The 19,707-nt window shown below is 41.5% G+C and carries 16 protein-coding genes, 1 pseudogene and 1 CRISPR repeat array; of the genes and pseudogenes, 11 read left to right on the top strand and 6 right to left on the bottom strand.

What is annotated here, in order from left to right:
- Positions 1-22: 22 nt before the first annotated feature.
- Both V7K27_RS05130 and V7K27_RS05125 read right to left on the bottom strand, forming a co-directional pair.
- Entirely contained in the window at positions 23-1,525 is a 1,503-nt protein-coding gene (locus V7K27_RS05130; protein WP_334944950.1) for a UDP-N-acetylmuramoyl-L-alanyl-D-glutamate--2,6-diaminopimelate ligase, read from the bottom strand.
- Positions 1,526-1,578: 53 nt separating this feature from the next.
- Complete coding sequence (locus tag V7K27_RS05125) at positions 1,579-1,860, bottom strand: glutaredoxin family protein (protein ID WP_334944948.1); 282 nt, start codon at positions 1,858-1,860, stop codon at positions 1,579-1,581.
- A 152-nt stretch (positions 1,861-2,012) separates the two neighbouring features.
- On the opposite strand from V7K27_RS05125, the gene V7K27_RS05120 reads away from it, so the two are divergent.
- The 3 genes from V7K27_RS05120 (at position 2,013) to V7K27_RS05110 (ending at position 4,345) form a co-directional block, all read left to right on the top strand.
- Positions 2,013-2,201 (top strand): DUF4089 domain-containing protein, encoded by a 189-nt coding sequence (locus V7K27_RS05120; RefSeq protein WP_334944947.1) that lies wholly within the window; start codon positions 2,013-2,015, stop codon positions 2,199-2,201.
- 71 nt (positions 2,202-2,272) lie between these two features.
- Positions 2,273-2,929, top strand: a complete 657-nt coding sequence (locus V7K27_RS05115; RefSeq protein ID WP_334944945.1) for a hypothetical protein — start codon at positions 2,273-2,275, stop codon at positions 2,927-2,929.
- A gap of 9 nt (positions 2,930-2,938) precedes the next feature.
- On the top strand, positions 2,939-4,345 hold the full coding sequence (locus tag V7K27_RS05110) for an AtzE family amidohydrolase (protein WP_334944943.1): 1,407 nt from the start codon (positions 2,939-2,941) through the stop codon (positions 4,343-4,345).
- Between the two features lie 113 nt (positions 4,346-4,458).
- Here the strand turns inward: V7K27_RS05110 and V7K27_RS05105 are convergent, their stop codons facing one another.
- Positions 4,459-4,656, bottom strand: a complete 198-nt coding sequence (locus V7K27_RS05105; RefSeq protein ID WP_334944941.1) for a hypothetical protein — start codon at positions 4,654-4,656, stop codon at positions 4,459-4,461.
- 378 nt (positions 4,657-5,034) lie between these two features.
- A CRISPR array of direct repeats spans positions 5,035-5,665; the repeat unit is 32 nt; unit sequence CTTTTCTTCGGAGAAGTGGAATTAATGGAAAC.
- 340 nt (positions 5,666-6,005) lie between these two features.
- Between V7K27_RS05105 and V7K27_RS05100 the strand changes: the two genes are divergently transcribed.
- The 7 genes from V7K27_RS05100 to V7K27_RS05070 all read left to right on the top strand — a co-directional run bounded on the left by V7K27_RS05100 (position 6,006) and on the right by V7K27_RS05070 (position 13,140).
- Positions 6,006-7,562, top strand: a complete 1,557-nt coding sequence (locus V7K27_RS05100; protein ID WP_334945006.1) for a Cas10/Cmr2 second palm domain-containing protein — start codon at positions 6,006-6,008, stop codon at positions 7,560-7,562.
- Positions 7,547-8,539, top strand: a complete 993-nt coding sequence (locus V7K27_RS05095; RefSeq protein ID WP_334944939.1) for a type III-B CRISPR module-associated Cmr3 family protein — start codon at positions 7,547-7,549, stop codon at positions 8,537-8,539. The genes V7K27_RS05100 and V7K27_RS05095 overlap by 16 nt, the downstream gene beginning before the upstream one ends.
- Position 8,540: 1 nt before the next feature.
- Positions 8,541-9,317, top strand: coding sequence for an RAMP superfamily CRISPR-associated protein (locus V7K27_RS05090; protein WP_334944937.1), 777 nt, complete (start codon positions 8,541-8,543; stop codon positions 9,315-9,317).
- Between the two features lie 193 nt (positions 9,318-9,510).
- Positions 9,511-9,921 (top strand): hypothetical protein, encoded by a 411-nt coding sequence (locus V7K27_RS05085; RefSeq protein ID WP_334944935.1) that lies wholly within the window; start codon positions 9,511-9,513, stop codon positions 9,919-9,921.
- Positions 9,914-10,903, top strand: a complete 990-nt coding sequence (locus tag V7K27_RS05080) for a hypothetical protein (RefSeq protein ID WP_334944933.1) — start codon at positions 9,914-9,916, stop codon at positions 10,901-10,903. The genes V7K27_RS05085 and V7K27_RS05080 overlap by 8 nt, the downstream gene beginning before the upstream one ends.
- A 48-nt stretch (positions 10,904-10,951) precedes the next feature.
- Positions 10,952-11,521 (top strand): hypothetical protein, encoded by a 570-nt coding sequence (locus tag V7K27_RS05075; protein ID WP_334944931.1) that lies wholly within the window; start codon positions 10,952-10,954, stop codon positions 11,519-11,521.
- A gap of 2 nt (positions 11,522-11,523) precedes the next feature.
- The gene (locus V7K27_RS05070; RefSeq protein WP_334944929.1) at positions 11,524-13,140 is read left to right on the top strand and encodes a hypothetical protein; all 1,617 of its coding nucleotides are present in this window, start codon (positions 11,524-11,526) and stop codon (positions 13,138-13,140) included.
- 47 nt (positions 13,141-13,187) lie between these two features.
- Here V7K27_RS05070 and V7K27_RS05065 read toward each other — a convergent pair whose 3' ends face one another.
- Positions 13,188-13,862, bottom strand: a complete 675-nt coding sequence (locus V7K27_RS05065) for a Uma2 family endonuclease (RefSeq protein ID WP_334944927.1) — start codon at positions 13,860-13,862, stop codon at positions 13,188-13,190.
- Positions 13,863-14,225: 363 nt separating this feature from the next.
- Between V7K27_RS05065 and nrdJ the strand changes: the two are divergent.
- Positions 14,226-16,814 (top strand): annotated as a pseudogene (gene nrdJ / locus V7K27_RS36400) (ribonucleoside-triphosphate reductase, adenosylcobalamin-dependent).
- A gap of 503 nt (positions 16,815-17,317) precedes the next feature.
- Here nrdJ and V7K27_RS05050 read toward each other — a convergent pair.
- Both V7K27_RS05050 and der read right to left on the bottom strand, forming a co-directional pair.
- Positions 17,318-18,238, bottom strand: a complete 921-nt coding sequence (locus tag V7K27_RS05050; protein ID WP_334944925.1) for an energy-coupling factor transporter transmembrane component T family protein — start codon at positions 18,236-18,238, stop codon at positions 17,318-17,320.
- 79 nt (positions 18,239-18,317) lie between these two features.
- Positions 18,318-19,688: a ribosome biogenesis GTPase Der gene (gene der / locus V7K27_RS05045; RefSeq protein ID WP_334944923.1), complete on the bottom strand. Its 1,371-nt coding sequence runs from the start codon at positions 19,686-19,688 to the stop codon at positions 18,318-18,320.
- Positions 19,689-19,707 lie beyond the last annotated feature (19 nt).

The raw sequence follows: 19,707 nt of genomic DNA, 5'->3' as shown, positions 1-19,707 counted from the left end.
CACATCTCTGCTACCCTTGAAATTAAGCTTGTATGTTCAGTCTTTGGTGTAAAGCGTCGCGTGCGTGTTCTCGGTCGTCAAAATGTATTTTTTCAGTCCCAAGAATTTGGTAGTCTTCGTGACCTTTACCAGCAAGCAAGACTCCATCACCGGGTTGTGCTTGTAAAATTGCGGTACGAATTGCGATCGCGCGATCGCAAATTACAGTTGTCTGCACTGTATCATCAATTCCCGCCAAAATATCTCCTAAAATCCGTTCTGGGTCTTCAGTCCGGGGATTATCCGATGTCACCACCGCCACATCAGCTAATTCGGCGGCAATTTTACCCATTATTGGGCGCTTAGTGCGATCGCGATCGCCTCCACAACCAAATACACAAATCACCTTCCCAGGTATAAATGGACGTGCAGCTTTCAGCAAATTTTCTAAACTATCAGGTGTGTGGGCATAATCCACAATCACGCTAATATCTTGGTCAGCAGTAATTTGTACGCGTTCCATCCGTCCGGGGACTCCGGGAAATTCAGGTATCACAGATACCAGTAACTGCAAATCTAGCCCTAAGTGTAAAACTGCTCCGACGGCTGCGAGAAGATTTTCTAAATTATATTGTCCGACTAGTGGCGATCGAAAAGCTACCTCACCATGAGGTGTATGTAATGTCCCACTGACACCATTCGGCTGATAATTTAAATCACTCATCCATAAATCAGCGCTGTTATCGTTGACACTGTAACTCCAAACGCGATCGGAATCTAACGAGGCAATTAACCGCTTTCCATAGGAATCATCAGCATTAATTATTGCCCGTCCCTTGAGATAATCAGGGCTAAATAACAACGCTTTGGCAGCAAAGTAATCTTCCATGTCGCTGTGATAGTCGAGATGGTCTTGGGTAAGATTAGTGAACACCGCCACCTCAAATTCACAACCCAACACTCGACCTTGCGCCAAAGCGTGAGAACTTACTTCCATCACCCCGAACTCACTACCAGCATTTACCGCTTCAGCTAGCTGCTGTTGCAGTTCCACCGCAAAGGGCGTAGTATGGGCAGCAGTTTGCTCAAAACCTGCCCAACGAGTGTAGAGAGTTCCCATCAAAGCTGTAGCTAGATTAGCTTTAATCAGCAGAAATTCAATTAGATGAGTTGTTGTAGTTTTGCCATTAGTACCAGTCACACCTACCAGCTTGAGTTTTTTTCCCGGATAACCGTAAAAAGCACTGGCTATCTGGGCGCAAGCTTGAGTTATGTTACTTGCACTGATCACCACAGCCTGATTTGTGGGAGGATTTTTTTGTGCAGCTTCAGGGGAGACGATCGCAGCTACGGCACCTGATGCGATCGCACTTTGCCAAAATTCCCCACCATCAACCCGTGTTCCTGGCATCCCAATAAACAAATCTCCCACAATACAAGCATGGGAATTCGTCTTCAAACCCCTAACTTCCACATCCTCAAAAATCGGATGGTTAGGCAATTGTTCAACACTATCTACCGCCGTTAGTAATTCCCGCAATTTCATCTTGTGAACCTCGTCACCTTCTTAATCTTGCGATTATTCTGCATTATTTTTTTCTAATTGGCTAAATACTTACGTAACATTTGCTCCAACTGCTGCACACTAGCACGAGGAGAAGGACGCGGCAATAATTTCTCACTCCCCTCTGTGTCCTCTGCGCCTCTGCGGTTCGATAAATAAATTACCGGCACCTCATACTGATACGCAGCAAACCAATCTTCACGAGTCGTAATATCCCTAATTTCCAACTCGAAACTAAGATTTTGGATTTGTTCTAGCTTTTCTTGCAAGCCTTCACATAAATGACAGCCGGGTTTACTGTATAAGATTAATTGCATTTAAGAAGTTATATAGCGTTTCCCAATCACATAAAGTACATCATAGCCCCCTCCTCGCTTGCGGGGAGGGGGTTGGGGGTGGGGTTCTTGTATCTCACGCCGCGTTATAAGTTTAGAATAACGAACCGCAGAGACGCAGAGGGCGCAGAGAGATGAGAAGAGAAGGGTTTGATGTGGGTGAGTATGTTGATCAAATGGCGTTGTTGTTGGATTTGGAGTTAAGAAATGAGTATCGTGATGGTGTGGTGGCAAATTTTGAGAGAATTAGAGCGATCGCTAATCTTGTTAATGAGTTTCCCCTACCAGAGGATATTGAAGTTGCACCAGTTTTTGAACCATAATCGCTTCAAGAATAGCTCTGTCGATTCTTAAGTAATTTTACTGGGTTTTAAATATAACTAACAATACTAAGATGTTAGCCGACTATACCTTGGAAAATCAGATGAATAATTTCAATGCTGCTAGTTCATTGAAGTCTGCGGGTGTCGGTAGATTGTTGGTGCGGTTGCTTTGGGTGCTGTTAGGATTTGGTATTGCTTCTACGCTATTATCTTTATTGCAAGTCATAGCACAGCCACTTTATCAGCTACTTGCTTCTCTTGATACACTGATATCAATAGTTACGTCACTGTTCAATTTAACTTTACTCATTGTTTTTTTGATTTGGCTATATCGTCTCCATGCCGATTTAAGGAATCTCTTCAAGGAATATCCGATTACGCCAGGAGGTGCGATCGCACGATTTCTAATTCCTATATATAGTCTTTGGGGAATAGCTAACACTTTGTCTACTTTTGCTGATCGATTTAAAGTGGAAGGTGATGATTTCACACCTTTGAGTGAACAAGTGCGATCGTTAATAAATCCGCTATATATTTTTATGATGGGGTCAAACTTTGTGAATCGTATCGCTTTTAAAGAAGCTGCTAAAAATCCTCAAGATAAATTTCTGCCCTTTTGGTTTTTATTATCTTGTATTTTAGATTTAGGTTTTACAGCTGTTTTGCTACAATTAGCAAAAACTATGCAGACTGCTATTACTCAAAAAGCTAAACGCGCTATCTCCTAATATTCCAGCATGAATTTTGATTCAGCCGATGCCATAACAATATCAACTGCTGTGCGTGAAGGTAAAGTTAGCGCGGTGGAAGTTACTCAGGCTGCGATCGCCCGAATCGCCGCGTGGGATAATCAACTCAACTGTTTTACGGCTGTGACTGCTGAAACAGCTTTAACAGATGCAGCACGTATTGACACCGAAATTGCCCAAGGTAATATTCCTGGAATGCTGGCTGGTGTGCCTTTTGCAGTGAAAAATCTCTTCGATATCGCTGGTTTAACGACTCTGGCGGGATCGAAAATTAATGCAGAAAATCCAGCTGCTAGCCAAGATGCAACAGCAGTAGCAAAGCTGAAACAAGCGGGTGCTGTGCTACTTGGCGCTTTGAATATGGATGAGTACGCTTATGGGTTTGTGACGGAAAACTCCCATTACGGTGCGACTCACAACCCCCATGATTTACAACGAGTTGCTGGTGGTTCATCGGGTGGTTCGGCGGCGGCTGTTGCTGCTGGGTTAGTACCCCTGACGCTGGGTTCTGATACTAATGGTTCAATTCGCGTTCCGGCGGCGTTGTGTGGTGTTTTTGGTTTCAAGCCAACTTATGGACGCTTATCTCGTGCTGGGGTAGCTTTATTGTCTAGCAGTTTTGACCACATTGGATCTTTTGCGCGTTCGGTGCAGGATATTGCCACAGTGTTTGATGTGCTTCAAGGAGAAGACGATCGCGATCCAATTTGTACAAAGCGTCCGCCTGAATTGGTTTTATCACAACTCAAACAAGATATTTCTGATATTAGAATTGCGATCGCAGCTGATTATTTCACTAAAGGCGCAGAACTGGAAGCTTTAGCAGCAGTCCAAAAAGTAGCTGATGCAATAGAAGTCACTGAATATATAACCATACCAGAAGCACACCGCGCCCGTGCAGCAGCTTTTGTGATTACAGCTAGCGAGGGTGCAAATCTGCATTTGGGAAAACTGCGATCGCATCCTCAAGATTTTGACACAGCGACACGCGATCGCTTTTTGGCTGGGGCGTTAATTCCAAGTAGCTGGTATCTCCAAGCACAACGGTTTAGAAGATGGTACCGCGATCGCATTCGGGAAATTTTTCAAAATGTCGATGTAATTCTTGCCCCAACAACACCAATTTCCGCACCGCTAATTGGTCAACAAACGATGATTTTGGATGGCGAAGAAATACTTGTCCGTCCTCATTTAGGGCTATTTACTCAACCATTATCTTTCATCGGTTTACCCGTTTTATCAGTACCAATTCAGCGTCAAAATGCCTTACCTTTAGGTGTACAATTGATCGCAGCACCATATAATGAAGCGTTAATTTTACGGGTTGCGGCTGCGTTAGAGGCAAAAGGTATAGTTTCATCACCAGTGATATCATGTCCGGTAGCTTACCCATAAAAAAAGAACCCCACCCCGCAGGCCGTGTATACACAAGTCAAATTACCCCCCTTAATCCCCCCTTATAAAGGGGGGAAACAGAATCTAGTTCCCTCCCCTTTACAAGGGGAGGGTTAGGGTGGGGTAAAACCCTGGTTAATCAGCAATGCGTTCCCCGAAATCACAAATGGGTTCCCCGAAATCACAAATGCGATCGCCCAAATCACAAATGGGTTCGCCGAAATCACAAATGGGTTCGCCGAAATCATAAATGGGTTCGCCGAAATCATAAATGGGTTCGCCGAAATCACAAATGGGTTCCCCGAAATCATAAATGGGTTCCCCAAAATCATAAATGGGTTCCCCGAAATCATAAATGGGTTCCCCAAAATCATAAATGGGTTCCCCGAAATCATAAATGGGTTCCCCGAAATCATAAATGGGTTCCCCGAAATCATAAATGGGTTCCCCGAAATCACAAATGGGTTCCCCGAAATCACAAATGCGATCGCCAAATTATGTTCTGCGAGGGGGTCGGCAAAAGCTGGAAATGCCTATTATCTCGTTGACCCCCTCGATGTCCTGCTGTCTAAGGGTTTCAGGGTTTTTGTGTGTATGTAATATGGTTGAATTTTGCTGTAGGTATATACCCCCTCGCAAATGGCGTCTGGACATCTGGCTGCGTAAGGGTTTAAATAAGAGGGGTGTCGCTTTTCTTCGGAGAAGTGGAATTAATGGAAACACGTAGATTTCTACGTATCCGGGAATTACGTCGATCCAACGTCGCTTTTCTTCGGAGAAGTGGAATTAATGGAAACCTTTATAGCCTTCTCCCTGGAAGCTTAAAGGGCTTCTAGTCCCTTTTCTTCGGAGAAGTGGAATTAATGGAAACTCAGCACGTTTCTCACCAATGATGATGTTAAGTTGCTTCTCTGTCGCTTTTCTTCGGAGAAGTGGAATTAATGGAAACACATCACTCCAAACACTGCCGTTCAACGCTACATCGTCGCTTTTCTTCGGAGAAGTGGAATTAATGGAAACAAGCCTCCCCACGTGGGAATGCCGATCGCCGATAGAATAGTCGCTTCTCTTCGGAGAAGTGGAATTAATGGAAACGCATAAGGGCTTTTTATTCCCTTATTGATTTCCCAGTCGCTTCTCTTCGGAGAAGTGGAATTAATGGAAACGGGAAAATGTCAGCAGCTACAGAACCACTAGCAGCGATCGCGTGTTGTCGCTTCTCTTCGGAGAAGTGGAATTAATGGAAACTTCGGAACATAAATAATAGCTGAAGAATGGCTACCAGTCGCTTCTCTTCGGAGAAGTGGAATTAACAGAAACCGCAGACTTCTACCTGCGGTTTTTTGTGGGCAGTATTCCGCAAACTCGAACTGCCGATAAATTTCCTCATTCGCATAAATAGCGATTTACATTTGTAATTATTCAGACAAAATATAAATACAACCTTAACCAGCCAAGTGTTACATATATAACTTCCAACCAATCTCATAAATCTATGGGATATATCTAGGTAACTCTTGGTATGACATGACAAAATCTGCCTTCATGAGACATTACGAATTGTAAAAATTAAAAATTTTATACCAACATAAATACTGATGTAAAGCTATATTTTGGTATACGCCTAGAAAAACGAGTACATTTAGGTAATCTAGTGACAGTGACAACATATACTGCTATCACCTTTGCACCTGTACAGGGATTTATCGAGAAATCCCGTAAACTCCGAGATTTATATGGTGCGTCATTAATCCTGTCTTATCTCAGCCAGCAGCTAGTATTGGAAGCTGAAAAAACCACAGAGGTAATTTCCCCAGCCCTCGCCAACGTCCACAAAGGGATGCCAAATCGTATCCTTCTCAAGGGAGAATTTTCACCAACACAAATCCAAGAAACACTGTTATCTGCGTGGAAGGGAATATTGCAGGAATGTCGAACTTGGATAGAGGCGAAATTACCAGACTATAAATACCACTGGGAAAGAGAGTGGACGAACTGGGGAAACCATACGTGGGAATTCTTTTGGGGAGAAGGGGACAGCATTCAACAAGCGATGGATAACTTAGAAACGCGGAAACTTTCTCGTGGGTGGACTGCTGTCAACTGGATTGGTGAGAGTTCTAGTTTAACAGGAACAGATGCGATCGCATTTCCGGGATTGGGTGCAGAAGATAGAAATCCTCAAAATCGCCAGTGGACAAAAGAAAAAAATGAGATAAAAACCTTCTATCACAGCCTCGCGTGTGTTTTAGAAAATCGTCCCCAAGAAGCAGAACCAGAAGGTAAATTTTTCGCCCTCAATGAGAAATTAAGTATTCCCGAATTAGTGAAACGTTTAGTCACACTACCAGAAATTGCTCACAACTTAGAGATGTCTAAACTAGAAAGCTTCAGCGAAATTTATCGAAGTTCCGAAGCCAAAAATGACTCAGGGAAAGGACGCTGGACAGGTTGGTTTATGGGTGATGGGGATGAAGTCGGGAAACACCTGAAAGAACTGGCAAAAAAAGAAAATGGAGATGATGAAATTAAAAAATTTAGTCAAGCGATGCGTCACTGGGGGAAAGAATTTAACAGAGACTTCCCAAAAGAAATCGGTCGAGTAGTATATGCAGGAGGAGACGACTTTTTAGGCGTAATTTATCGAGAAAAAGACCAAGAGGCGATTACAGCCAAGCAAGCATTTGCATGGTTAAGCAAACTTCCCGAAGAATGGCAAAAGCATAAACAGCAAATAGGGTTAAGCGTGGGATTTGTTTGGGCAGGTTCAAGCGTTCCCCAAAGGGATATTTTACAACATTGTCGGGAAGCCGAAAAGCTAGCCAAATCATCAGGACGTGGACGAGTCACCATTAGAATCGTCTTTAATAGCGGACAATATGTGCAGTGGACTTGTCCTTGGGATTATTTAGATATATTAACCAAATATCAAGACCGAGAACATGAATCAAATTGGAGTCATGTTTATCAAGATTTAGCTCAATTAGAATCCCGCCGGGCTTTTAATATTGACAAAAATACATTTACAGAAAAATTCATTATTGAATTCTTTGATATTTACTTTCCCGGCGAAGGTAAACAATTTCTAAATTATGAAAGTGCTAAACATATTGTCGGCTTTAGCGAAGAAGATGAGAGTTTTGATAGAGCAAAAACTACAATTGACTGGATTAGCAACTTAATTAAAGTAGGCTGGCATTTATGTTCAAATACCTAATCACTATTAAACCCTTGGGACTGATGTATGGGAGTGCAGGCGCATTTCTTTCACCAGAAAATTTAGTTGGTCGTTCTGGTGCCAAATTCCCCCCAGAAGCCGCCACTCTATCAGGTTTAATATTTAGTATAAACAAAACCACCGAAAAGTTTCCTCAAAATGAATTGAATGCTAATCTATTTGTCGCCGGGCCATTTTGGGCGAAACTCGAATCTAAGCAAAACTTCTATATTCCCATTCCTTGGAATAAAATAATAGCCAAAAAAGCAGTTGACGAATGGCAATTAAAGGATAGCAAATGGGAGTTAGAAAATAAGAGTGAGAAGCTAGAACCAGATTATCGTTGGCAAACTATAGATTCTTGGGTAACTTCCGCCAAAGCAATCAGAATTGATAAATATAAATCCGTTGCAGAGATTCCTTGGAAATACGTTTCTTTTCTTCATCCCAAAATTAAACACTCAGAACGCTGTGTTGAAGACTCCGACGGACTATTTCTAGAAAACTCCGTTCAGATGTCAGAAGATACCTGTTTAGTTTATCTATCAACATATCCCATCGAAAACGGCTGGTATCGTTTTGGTGGTGAAAATCATCTTGTAGAAATCGAGTCTGAGGAAATAAAAAATAAGAAATTTTTAAACCTCATGAACCAGCCAATTAAACGCAGCTTTGCGTTAGTTACCCCAGGTATTTGGGGTTCCAATCGTTTCTCTCATCGTCATCCCCAACATGAAAGCTTTCCCGAAACAATAGAGATGCTAACTGATAAACCAGTAGCTTACCGTTACCGCGCCAAAGGAAATTTAGGAAGAGGACGTTATGCAGTTCCATCAGGTAGTGTGTATGTGCTTGCAGAACCTTTAAATAAAACATGGTGGGAATGGGACGAAGCTTGGTTTCCCAAAGAAGGTTACAGCCTGAAACGTCTAGGATGCGGTCTATGTTTACCAATAGATATTAAAGGAGTTGCCTAAAATGTACAAAAAAGCCTATGGCATAATTGAGACATTAGCACCTTTGCATGTAGGTGCAACAGCCGGAGAAGAAAGCGGTAATTTAAACTTAATATTTCGTGACCAATTTACCCAAACAGGCATCCTTCCTGGTAGTTCAATACGTGGTCGCTTGCGTTCAGAAATGCGCCTGATAGATGGAGAAGAGACAGCAAATTATTGGTATGGCAATGAAGCAGGCTCAGAAAAATCAGAATTTAATAACGAGTCTATCATTAAATTTGAATATGCTTCCATTCTCTGGCTACCAGTCTTTTGTCCCGGTCAACCCATTGTTTGGGTAAGTAGTCCGCGATTACTCCAACGCTACCAAAGAATAGTCGGCGATAGTGTCAAATATGATGGTAAATCTCTCAAAGAAATAGATATACCCGACCCTTATACAGGTTCAAAAAATTTAAAAGGAAAACAATCTTTAGGTAAAAAAACCTTATTTTTCAACTTAGGATTTTTGACCATCACCAAAACAGTAGACTTATCCCCTTGGTTTCCATCAGCAAAGGAAAAACCAGCAGTGATAGTAGACGATAGTGATATTTCGATGATTCATGACATGGCATTATATCGTCAAAGTCGCGTCCGATTAAAACCAGACCAAAAAGTAGTCGATGCTGGTGGCTTCTTTAACACCGAAGCCTTACCCGAAGGAACTATTTTAGTTTTCCCCATTGCGATGAAAGATGATAAATCAGGAAAACAATGGGAACCATTAAAAGGAACTCAAAGCACAGATATTTAAGTAGGTAGGCACAAATTAACCTAACTATGTAACAAAATGTAAAACCGCCAAAGTCCTTGTGATTGCTTCGTTACACTCCGTTTCACTCGCAATGACATACTTATAAATTTTCCCACCCACCTACTTATCTTGGTGGTTTAGAATCTATTGGCTTTGGTCACTGTAACTTAACTTTCAATGGGGTAGTAAATACATGACTTGGAAATCTTACGACTTAGACCAAGAAGCGCAACGCTTAGTCCTGAAACACCGCGACCAAAAAGGTGTAATTGGTCAATCTCACAAAATGCGAATAACTGTAGCTTACGGCTTAGAGAGATTTTGGGGAGAACAATTACGACTTTTAGACAAAGAAAAAACTAAAGGCGAATATTGGCGCGATACCTGGAAAAGCTTCGTCAAAATTATGCAACTGGCGGGAATTAAGCTTCCTCAAGAGGATGTTAGCACTAATAACACCCCACAAATTCAACAATTCGCTGCTAAATTATGGGAACTTCCCATTGAAGACCAAAGAATTTGTTTAGCCGTTCTGACTCAATTCTGTGACAGCTTAGTTTGGTGGACTCAACGCTACAAAAAATCAGGAGTTGCAGATGATTAATAGTAACGAAGTCCCGTTAATGTTTCAAGCGCAAGTTTCAGGACGTGGACAAATTCAATATATCCGAAATCCCGAACAGTCTGAGAGATGGGTTGATGAATGGGTAGAGGGTTCTGCAATAGATGATTACATATTTAGCAGCAAGATTAAAACAAAAGAATATAAAATTACTTGGCGGTTTATTTCTAATAGCGGACAAGACGAAGATATAATTCGGCCAGTCATCGCCGCCAAAGGATTTCCATTTTATCCAGGCGCAAGTATGAAAGGTGCTTTTTTACGCGCTTGTACCTCAGAACAAGGCGAAAGATATTGCGGTGGAAAACTAAATAGTAACGATACCCAACCGGGAAAACTCCGCTTTCATGGTGCTTATCCCAAAGATGCAACGTGGAGTGAACAACCATTAATTGATGTAGTTCATCCTCAACAAGATTGGCAAATTAAAAATAATAATAGTCACGCAGCTTTTATTCAGATATCTCTATATCAACCCACCTTAGTATTTGGCATTTCTAGCACTGAAACACTAGCAGCCGATGAATGGGAAACTATCTGGAACATTTGGGATAAAGCGATACAAAGAGGCATTGGTTCTAGAGTTAGTGCTGGTTACGGTCAACCCATAAATCATCCAGAAACCAAATTAGTAACTGTTAACCTGCGTGGACAAGGACTAGCGTCAAAATTAATTGATGAAACAGGTGAATTTCGACCCAATATTTTTAAAGCTGCTTTACGTGGTCATACCCTGCGGTTATTTAGCAGTATCACAGATGAAAATACAGCCGAAGAATTAACCAGAGAATTATGGGGAGGTTTTGCTGGTAAAAATGGTGCTGTTGTCGGACAGTTAGGAATTGCTTTTAATGCCATTAATTTAGAGATGGGTGAATATCGGTATAACAATGTAAGTATGCCTACTTATGAATTAAACGCGGGAACTCTAAATATTCTCTGTATGGGTGCATCCTCAGCATAATACAAAAAAGAATTAAAGAACTTAGCAACAAAAATTTTAAAATTTTCTATGCTGCTTGGTGGTTTTGGCAAATCTTGGCGACGCGTTGACCACCGGATCTTTTTTCCAGAGTATTTAAATGGTAAACCAATGATAGGTTCTCATTGGGAATTCCCTAAGCAATCAAATAAATACTACTTTCCAGTAAATAACATTAACCATATTACGAATATCCTGAATGATATCAAACAAACCGTAAAAAACTGGCTGCAATTAAAAGGTAAAACACCAACTAATCAAGTAAGTTCCTGGCGTGAAACATTCCATCCTCAAAAAGTGCAAGTTTGGGGACGCTTTGCAGAAGACGAAGCTGATAGTTTAGCTGTGAGATGGTTTCACGGTAATTACCAAGGAAGCCAATCAATTAAAGGTTCAAGTCTCACAGGTAGGATGGGTCAAATTGGTAGAATTTGGCATCGAATGTACCCGCACTACAAAATAAGAGACGGTGAAATGATACGTCAAGGAAGAAAATATGTAGAGTTACTAACGATTTTCCCTGATAAAAAAGATGAGAGAACACAAGAATTTTTGACTTTCTTACCAACTAGCGATTTTAGCAAACTTTGGGGAGAATAAATATGAGTATTTGGATTTTGACAACAGGTAATAGTGATGTTATTCTCAAACATGGTAGAAATTGGATCAATTTATATGGTGAAGTCAGATATGATTTGGAATGCACACAATTTGCTTCACCACTGCCATTAGACTCCAAAGATAGAAATGCTGGTCATACTATAGCTGCTAGAGTTTTAGGTTTAGTATATGCCAACAAACCTGATTATTATGAGTCTGATTTAAAATTTCAAATCCTGAACACTTATCACCAATATTTTATAGATAATAACATCAAGCTAGAAAGAATTATAATTCTACTCACAGACCAATCTCAAATATTCAATCAAGAGAAAATAATTTATGAACAATGCCCCTATTGGCAAGATACTTGTACACTTAAACCTTTATTAGAGTGGTATTTTAAAGATAAGTTTGACTATCAGCCGGAATTCTTATATTTAACACCAACAAAAATAGGTAAAGGTATAGATAATTGGAATGAAACCCTTTCGCTAGTAGAAGAAACATTATGTAAGTTAGACGATAATCCCCTAAAAACAGTATATGTCAGCCATCAAGCCGGAACACCTGCGATATCTTCGGCTGTGCAATTTATTAGCTTAGGTAGATTTAAAAATGTTAAGTTTTTAGTGAGTAATGAATATTTTGATGAAAATTATGATCAGCAATCAATATCTGAAGCTATCGACAGTTCTAACTATTGGCGTGGTATGCAGATTCAAAAAGCAAAGCAGCTAATCATTAAAGGATTACCGGCTGCGGCTAAGGAAATATTGACAGGAATAGCTAATCAACAAACAATAGAAAAAATAAATAAGATAGTTGATTTATTTAATATCAATAATTCTCTCGTCTCAGGTCAAGAGTTTGAAGTTAAAGCGTCTATTGATAGAATAGTTACTGCTCTTGATTTAGTTGAAATCTTTTTTAAACAAGAAAATTATATTCAGGGAGTAGCTATCTTAAATGCTACTCAAGAGACATTTTTAAAAGCTGCTATTATTTCCCAAACCAAAAAGATTAATGATTATCCTATAGAATTGTCAAATATCGTAGGCTGGAAGAAGTATGGTTTATTTATTAAATCTCAAAACACTATCAAAAACTTACTCAATCTGCAAAACCCATTGGAAATTTTAAATCAATTAAAATTTCCTAATTCTATTATCGGTGATTTTAATTCTAAATTCTGGGAAGAATACCAGAATGATAAATCTAAGACTTTTAAATTAAATAATAGCACACAGTTACAATGGCTATGTGAACTCAGACAGGATTTTAAAGCATGGGGACTTTTGGAATGGTCTTGTAAATATAAGAGAGATGAAGATGACCTTCGCAACCAATTGTTACATAACTTATTAGGTGTAAATCAGCAAGAAGTACGTGATTATTTATTAGGATATAATGAGGATTCCCTCAAACGGTTTTTAGGAAACATTAAGAAGTTAAGTAATGATTCTGAACAAATAATTAATCAAGCTTATGAAGCTTATTGCCAAGATGTAAAATCACCTTTTTTCAAAGCTTTAAAACTCTTTGGTCTGTGGAGACAAGAAGCAGATGATAATAAATTAGAGATGAAACTTCAAGAAATAGCTGATTCTCTGATTTGATTGCTGAGAGGATGTTTAAAAAGCGACATCTGTTTTCTTAGAGGAATTCAAACAGAATCAGGATCTACACCGAGCGATCGCAATCTTTCTGCTAATAATTGGGCGCGTTGTTGGGCTTGTTTTACCTGTTCTTCTGGTGTTAAAAGCCTTTCCCCTTGCTGATTATACCAATATAACCACTCGCGCGGAATGCCTAAATAAGTTCCCCGTTCCATACCAATTCCTAAACCAATCTCTGGTAGCAAAACGGGATTTCCATCTTGTAATTGATAGAGATTATTAACTAATTTGTAAACTTCTAATCGGGCTTTGCGGCGACGAGTCGGGTTGTAGATTACATAATATAAAATCCCTAGCTTTGCATACTCTTGCTTCTTAGTCGAGTATTCACCGCGATATTTTCTAGATACCACTTCCAGCGCCAATATTGGGACTCTCCTCTCTTCCCAAAGCACATAACTGGGGCGGAGGTTTTCGTCATAAAATCGCTCAACGCCCAGACTCAAAAACCCATCTGGTACGATCGCTGGGAAATCTGGGTGATAATAAATACCCATATCAACGCCAAAAAACCAATCCATCCGTTCTGCCCAAGCCATAGCCAATATAGCTTTGAGTAAACCGGGAATCAAATCTTGTAATTCATTATCCACAGGAGTATCGTCAGAGTCTGGCAGCTCCTCAGAAGAGGGCAAGCAAGCTAATGGATCGTACTCTAACATGATCGATTTACCGATTCTCTGAATAATTTGATCATAATGCGATCGCTAAGTTTTTCTGACTTCTCCCCTTTTAGACTACCGTGTACACCAAGGCCAAAGAAACCTCACCCTGGTTCTGCTACGCAAAACCTGTCCCTCTCCTTGGTAAGGAGAGGGATGTTTGTTAGGACAGGGTGCTTATTAAGACTCTATATTGAGATTCTATCCAAGGGTGAGGGACATTATACATCATAAATTTTTGTTGCAAATATTACGGCCTATCTCTAGCGTAAAGTGGACAATTTGACAATCTTTAATACTAAAACTACTTGGCGTATAGTCATAATCTGTCCGCACGCAACCAGAACGCAAGACACCTAATATATGGTTCGAGAACTTGAAAGAAAACGCCAGAGTGCAAAGTTTCCCGAAACTGCACCGGCTGCTAATCCCGTATTTTTTAGAACCTATAGCCGCCGTACAAAGGCGGGACTAAGGGAAACATGGGATGAGGTGTGCGATCGCACTCTACTCGGCTTAATCAAGCTGGGGAAGCTAACTCAACAAGAAGCTGCTATACTCGATCGGATGCAGCGCAACTTGAAAGCTATGCCCAGTGGACGCTGGCTATGGGTTGGTGGTACAGACTGGATAAGCAAACCAAAGAACTTTTCCGGCGCTTATAATTGCACCTCCACCAATTTAGAAGACTGGAGTGCCTTCGGATTAATGATGGATTTGGCAATGATGGGCTGTGGCACTGGAGCCGTCCTAGAACCACAATTTATTAACCAGTTGCCCCCCATCCGTAATCAACTGAATGTCACTGTACAAGGTGACATTGGCAGCACTCCTCAACAAGATCGGCGTGAATATACTGAAACTCATATAGAAGGCAACAGCGTCACTATTCACGTTGGAGATAGCCGTGAAGGTTGGGTTGAATCATATCAAGCCCTGTTGGAACTCTCCACTGATGAACAATTTTCAACAGAAGTTGAAGTATTAGTTGATATCAGCGATGTCCGCAAAGCCGGAGAAACTCTTAACGGCTTTGGAGGAGTTGCTAATCCGGTTAAATTACCCGGACTTTATCAGCGTTGTGCCTCCATCCTGAATAAAGCTGTAGGACGACAATTAAATTCAGTTGAATGCTGTTTGTTAATCGATCAAGGTGCTGTAACAATTGTTGCAGGCAATATCCGAAGAAGTGCGGGGATGCGTCAGTTTGATTCTGGCGATCGCCTAGCAGTCACCGCCAAAGATAATTTATGGCAGCAGGATGCAAATGGCAACTGGCGAATTGATCCAGAGCGCGATGCTCTAAGAATGGCAAATCATACCAGAGTTTTTCACCGGAAGCCAACTTTAGAAGAATGTATTGATGCCGTCCGCAAACAATATTATAGTGGCGAGGGTGCAATTCAATGGGCTGGTGAAGCTGTGGCGCGATCAAATATTGATTTGCTGCCAACTGCTAACTTAAAAATTGATTTTTTGAAAGCTTATGAACAGGGAACAGCAAAACAATGGTTACAGGAACGCTATCCCCAGCTTGATGCTAATGAGCTAGAACATCGTTTGGCTCGATATGGGCTTAATCCGTGTGGTAATTGATTTTGCCTCACGTTAAAAACCTCGCAAAAACGGGGAAAGCTGAGATGCTAATCCCGTGGTAATCAAAGGAATTAAAAAGTCTTTGACACCGTACAGCGTAGAGAGTGAAACTAGATTACATCCAAAATTGTTGTCTAGAATATAATCTCTCCAAGAGTGCGGGGGCGGATGTGAAAAACACTTTTATTATCTGAAGTCACATTTGCAAAATGTACGCGGAGCTACTGCAAATAATCAAGCAGTAGAACTAGGGGATAAAAAGCCTCTAGGGTAACAAATTTGGAAATCATCGGTAGTAATTTTCACTGCAATTTGTCAGAGGTTCACCTTAATCAAATCGACCCACGTAACTACAAAGAACAAGAGGAGGCTTTCACTGCTGGGGCGCTATCTGTAGCAGCACTTTTAAATCACAAATTCTTAGAACCACGCTATCAATACAGCCGTGAATTAGACCCAATTGTGGGAGTTTCTTTTACAGGTTTATTTGATTTCTTTGTCCATGCTTTTGGTGTTGATTGGCTGCGCTGGTGGGAAGCAGGAAGACCTGCAACTCCACAAGGATTAGCTTTCAAGCGTGAGGAAGAAAAATATCTAAGTTCCTGGAAAGATATTGTACATCGGGTGGTTTGGGATTATTGCGATCGCCACAATCTCAAACGTCCAAATCGCTGTACCACAGTTCAACCCAGTGGCACCAAGGCTTTATTAACTAATGCTAGTTCAGGATGGCATCCCCCGAAAGCCCAAAGATTTATTCGCCGCATCACCTTCGGCAAAAATGACCCAGTAGCTTTAGCTTGTATTGACTATGGTTACAACGTCATTCCTTCTCAATCAGACAAAGATGAACAGGGCAATTTGCTCAACGATCCCTTTGATTCACGAGTAAGTGAATGGTTAGTAGAAATCCCTGTTTCTGTATCTTGGGCTGATTTACCAGGTGCCGATGAAATCGATGTTTCTAAGTTTTCAGTTTTAGCCCAATTTGATTTTGTCCTCCAGGTTCAACGTTGGTATGTGACTCACAACACATCAGCTACTTTGGAACTTCGCTCTGATGAAATCGAACCTTTAGGACAGCGTATCTACGAAACTATCCAGAATGATCAGGGATATATTTCAGCCGCTCTTTTAGCCCGTTTTGACGATCTGCAATCATTCCCACGTTTGCCATTTGAACCAATAGACAAACCAACCTACGATCGCTTAAATCAAGAGGTGAAAGCACGGCGCAAAACAGATGATTTCTGTGCAGTCTTAAGCCGCTACGATTCCGGCGAAATGGCAGAGGCTGGCCCTAGTGGTTGTGACTCTGATAAGTGTATGTTTCCCGATCAGCAACCAAGCTCATAAGGTGAAATGACTTTAAAGAAGTCGGAAGTCGGAAGTCGGAAGTCGGAAGCGATGCCCTGAGCTACGCCGTTCGCGCAGCGTCTCTAAGAGTTGGGTACAGTTTTGTAACGGGGAGAAGTGCGAGAAACGCGGTCTTGGGCAAAGCCCCAAGTGGAGCGATTTCTCAAGACAGACCCCGCCACAAAACTTAAAGCCGTCCTACAAGGACGGGGTTTTAAACCCAAATTTCTGATCAACTTCGGGTAGGGCTATTTATCTATAGCGCTTCTCCAGTTGAGTGCAATAAAGACCTAACAAGAACAGCCCCTTCCCTACTAGCGTTGGGCAGTAAGATTCAAAGCCTCTCTCCTTTTAAAAGAGAGGTTTGGAGAGAGGTCAAAGTGTATTGCTTCCATTCGAGAACCGCTATATTATAATAAAAAGCAGTGGTTTAACATGACATTTAACCACTGCTTTTTAGATCAACTCAAAACACAAAAATACTTACTTTTCTCGGTGCAAAATTAGACCTGAGTTCCTATAGCTAGCCGTATTCCCCAGAATAAGATTAAAGTTGCGATCGCAAGCCAGTCACGCCCTTTTAATCGTAAGTCGTGCCATTGCACTCGATGCTCATTGGGACTGGTAAAACCCCGCACCATCATTGCATTCGCCATTTGATCGGCTCGTAATAGCAGATTTTCTAACAGTCTCTCTGCGACTGTCATCCAAACCTTGAATGCTCCTTTTAATCCTAGCTTTTTCCAATTAATTGCCCTTGTCATCACGGAGCGAAATAAATTTTGCACTTCTTCTAAAACCAGGGGAATAAAGCGCAAGGACAAGGTTAAAGTTAAAGTAATTTCCGTCACAGGCAACTTGAAGCGTCGTAGGGGTTGCATTAAGCTTTCTATGCCAGATGTGATTTCTTCTGGTGCGGTTGTCAGCAGATACAGGTTGGTGCTGTAAATCACGGTAAATATAAGTGTACTCAAGCGTACTGCCAAACTCAAGGAGTAGCGAGTCACTTTGACTGGCCCTTTGTGAAATAACACGTAGCTGTATTTTTTTTTCTCAACTACTTGCTCTTGAACAAGATTATTGGAGTTTGATGGCTGGGTTAATATTTGTTCATTAGCTGGCAGGCGTGACTGATAATCTATACCCATTCCATCAGGACTGATGGCTGCGATCGCTAAGACAAAAAATGATAAGATTAATAGCCAGCCCATTTGCTGCCGCCATACTCGTCGGGGAATTCTCGCAATCAAGGTGGCAATAATTAACAATACTACCAGCAGCACCCGCCAAAAGTTGTTAGCTAAAATATAGCTTGTTAAAAAGCTCATCAACCAAGCGAACTTGACTCGCGGATCGATTTTATGTAGCCAAGTTTGGGGTTGTTCTAAATAAAGACCAAGTGGCAGCGATCGCAATAAATCCATTATTTTAAAGTTATAAGTTAGGAGTTAGCAGTTTTGACTTTAACTCATAACTCCTGTACAGACGCGATTAATCGCGTCTCTAACTTAATTTGACGCGAGTTGCTCTATTAACATTACCACTTTCGGCATCACGGACTTTCTTACTCCGCCATAGTAAAATAATCGGCGTGCCTTTAAATCCTAGCTGTTGCCGGAATTGCCGTTCAATGTAGCGGCGGTAGTTGTCGTTGAAGCGTTTGGAATCATTCACAAATAGGGCGATCGTTGGTGGTTGACTACTAACTTGTGTACCATAATAAATCTTGCCCTGACGCCCACCACGAGATGCTGGCGGTGAATGCCAACTCACGGCATCTGTTAAGACTTCGTTAATAACTGATGTGCTGACACGGCGTTTGTGTGATTCAGCCGCCGTTTTCACCAATTCTAGAATCTTTTCTACCCGTTGTCCTGACAAGGCACTCACAAAAATTGTTTCTGCCCATTCGGTAAAATGTAACCGTGATTGCAGAGTTTTTTCGTAGTCGTAGATTGTATAAGAGTCTTTTTCGACGGCATCCCACTTATTAACGACGATAATGCAAGCTCGACCTTCTTCGACAATCCGCCCAGCTAATTTTTGGTCTTGCTCAGTGACTCCATCTACGGCATCTATTACTAATAAAACCACATCAGCGCGGCGAATCGCTTTGAAAGCACGGTTAATACTAAAGAATTCCGTGCCGTATTCTATGTGTTTCTTTTTGCGAATGCCGGCGGTGTCAATCAAGCGGTAGGTTTGTCCGTCTCGCTCAATGACGGTATCAATAGCATCGCGGGTTGTGCCGGAAATTGGGCTGACAATTGCCCTCTCTTCGCCGACAAAAGAATTGAGTAAGCTCGATTTGCCCACATTTGGGCGTCCCACGATCGCTACTTTGATTTCATTAGTTTCTGGGATGTCTTCAACATTGGGGATGTGATTAATTAACTCGTCGAGTAACTCTCCTGTCCCACTGCCATGAATCGCGGAGATGGCGTAAGGTTCACCCAATCCCAATCCCCAAAATTCGGCAGCTTGCATTAAGCCTTGTTCTGGGGATTCACATTTATTTACAGTTAGTAGCACAGGTACGGGTTGTTGGCGCAACCATTCGGCGATTTCTTGGTCTGCCGATGTGGGGCCTGTTTGACCATCGACTACAAAAAGAGCGGCACATGCTTCTGCAAGTGCTGTCATTGCCTGTTGGCGAATCAGTGGTAAAAATTCGGTATCATCATTAAAGACTAAACCACCGGTGTCTACCACTAAAAATTCACGACCATTCCAGAAAGCTGGTAGATAAGTGCGATCGCGTGTCACTCCCGGTTCATCATGGACAATCGCCGTTTGTTCCCCGGCGAGTCGATTAACCAGGGTGGATTTGCCCACATTTGGGCGTCCGATAATTGCAACAATTGGCAGTGCCATAAAACCAGGGTAAGTGAGA

This window comes from Nostoc sp., assembly GCF_036919575.1.
In the GTDB taxonomy this organism is placed as follows: domain Bacteria; phylum Cyanobacteriota; class Cyanobacteriia; order Cyanobacteriales; family Nostocaceae; genus Nostoc.
Note: the sequence above shows the minus strand (reverse complement) of the source record. Positions and strands in the feature narration are given on the sequence as shown.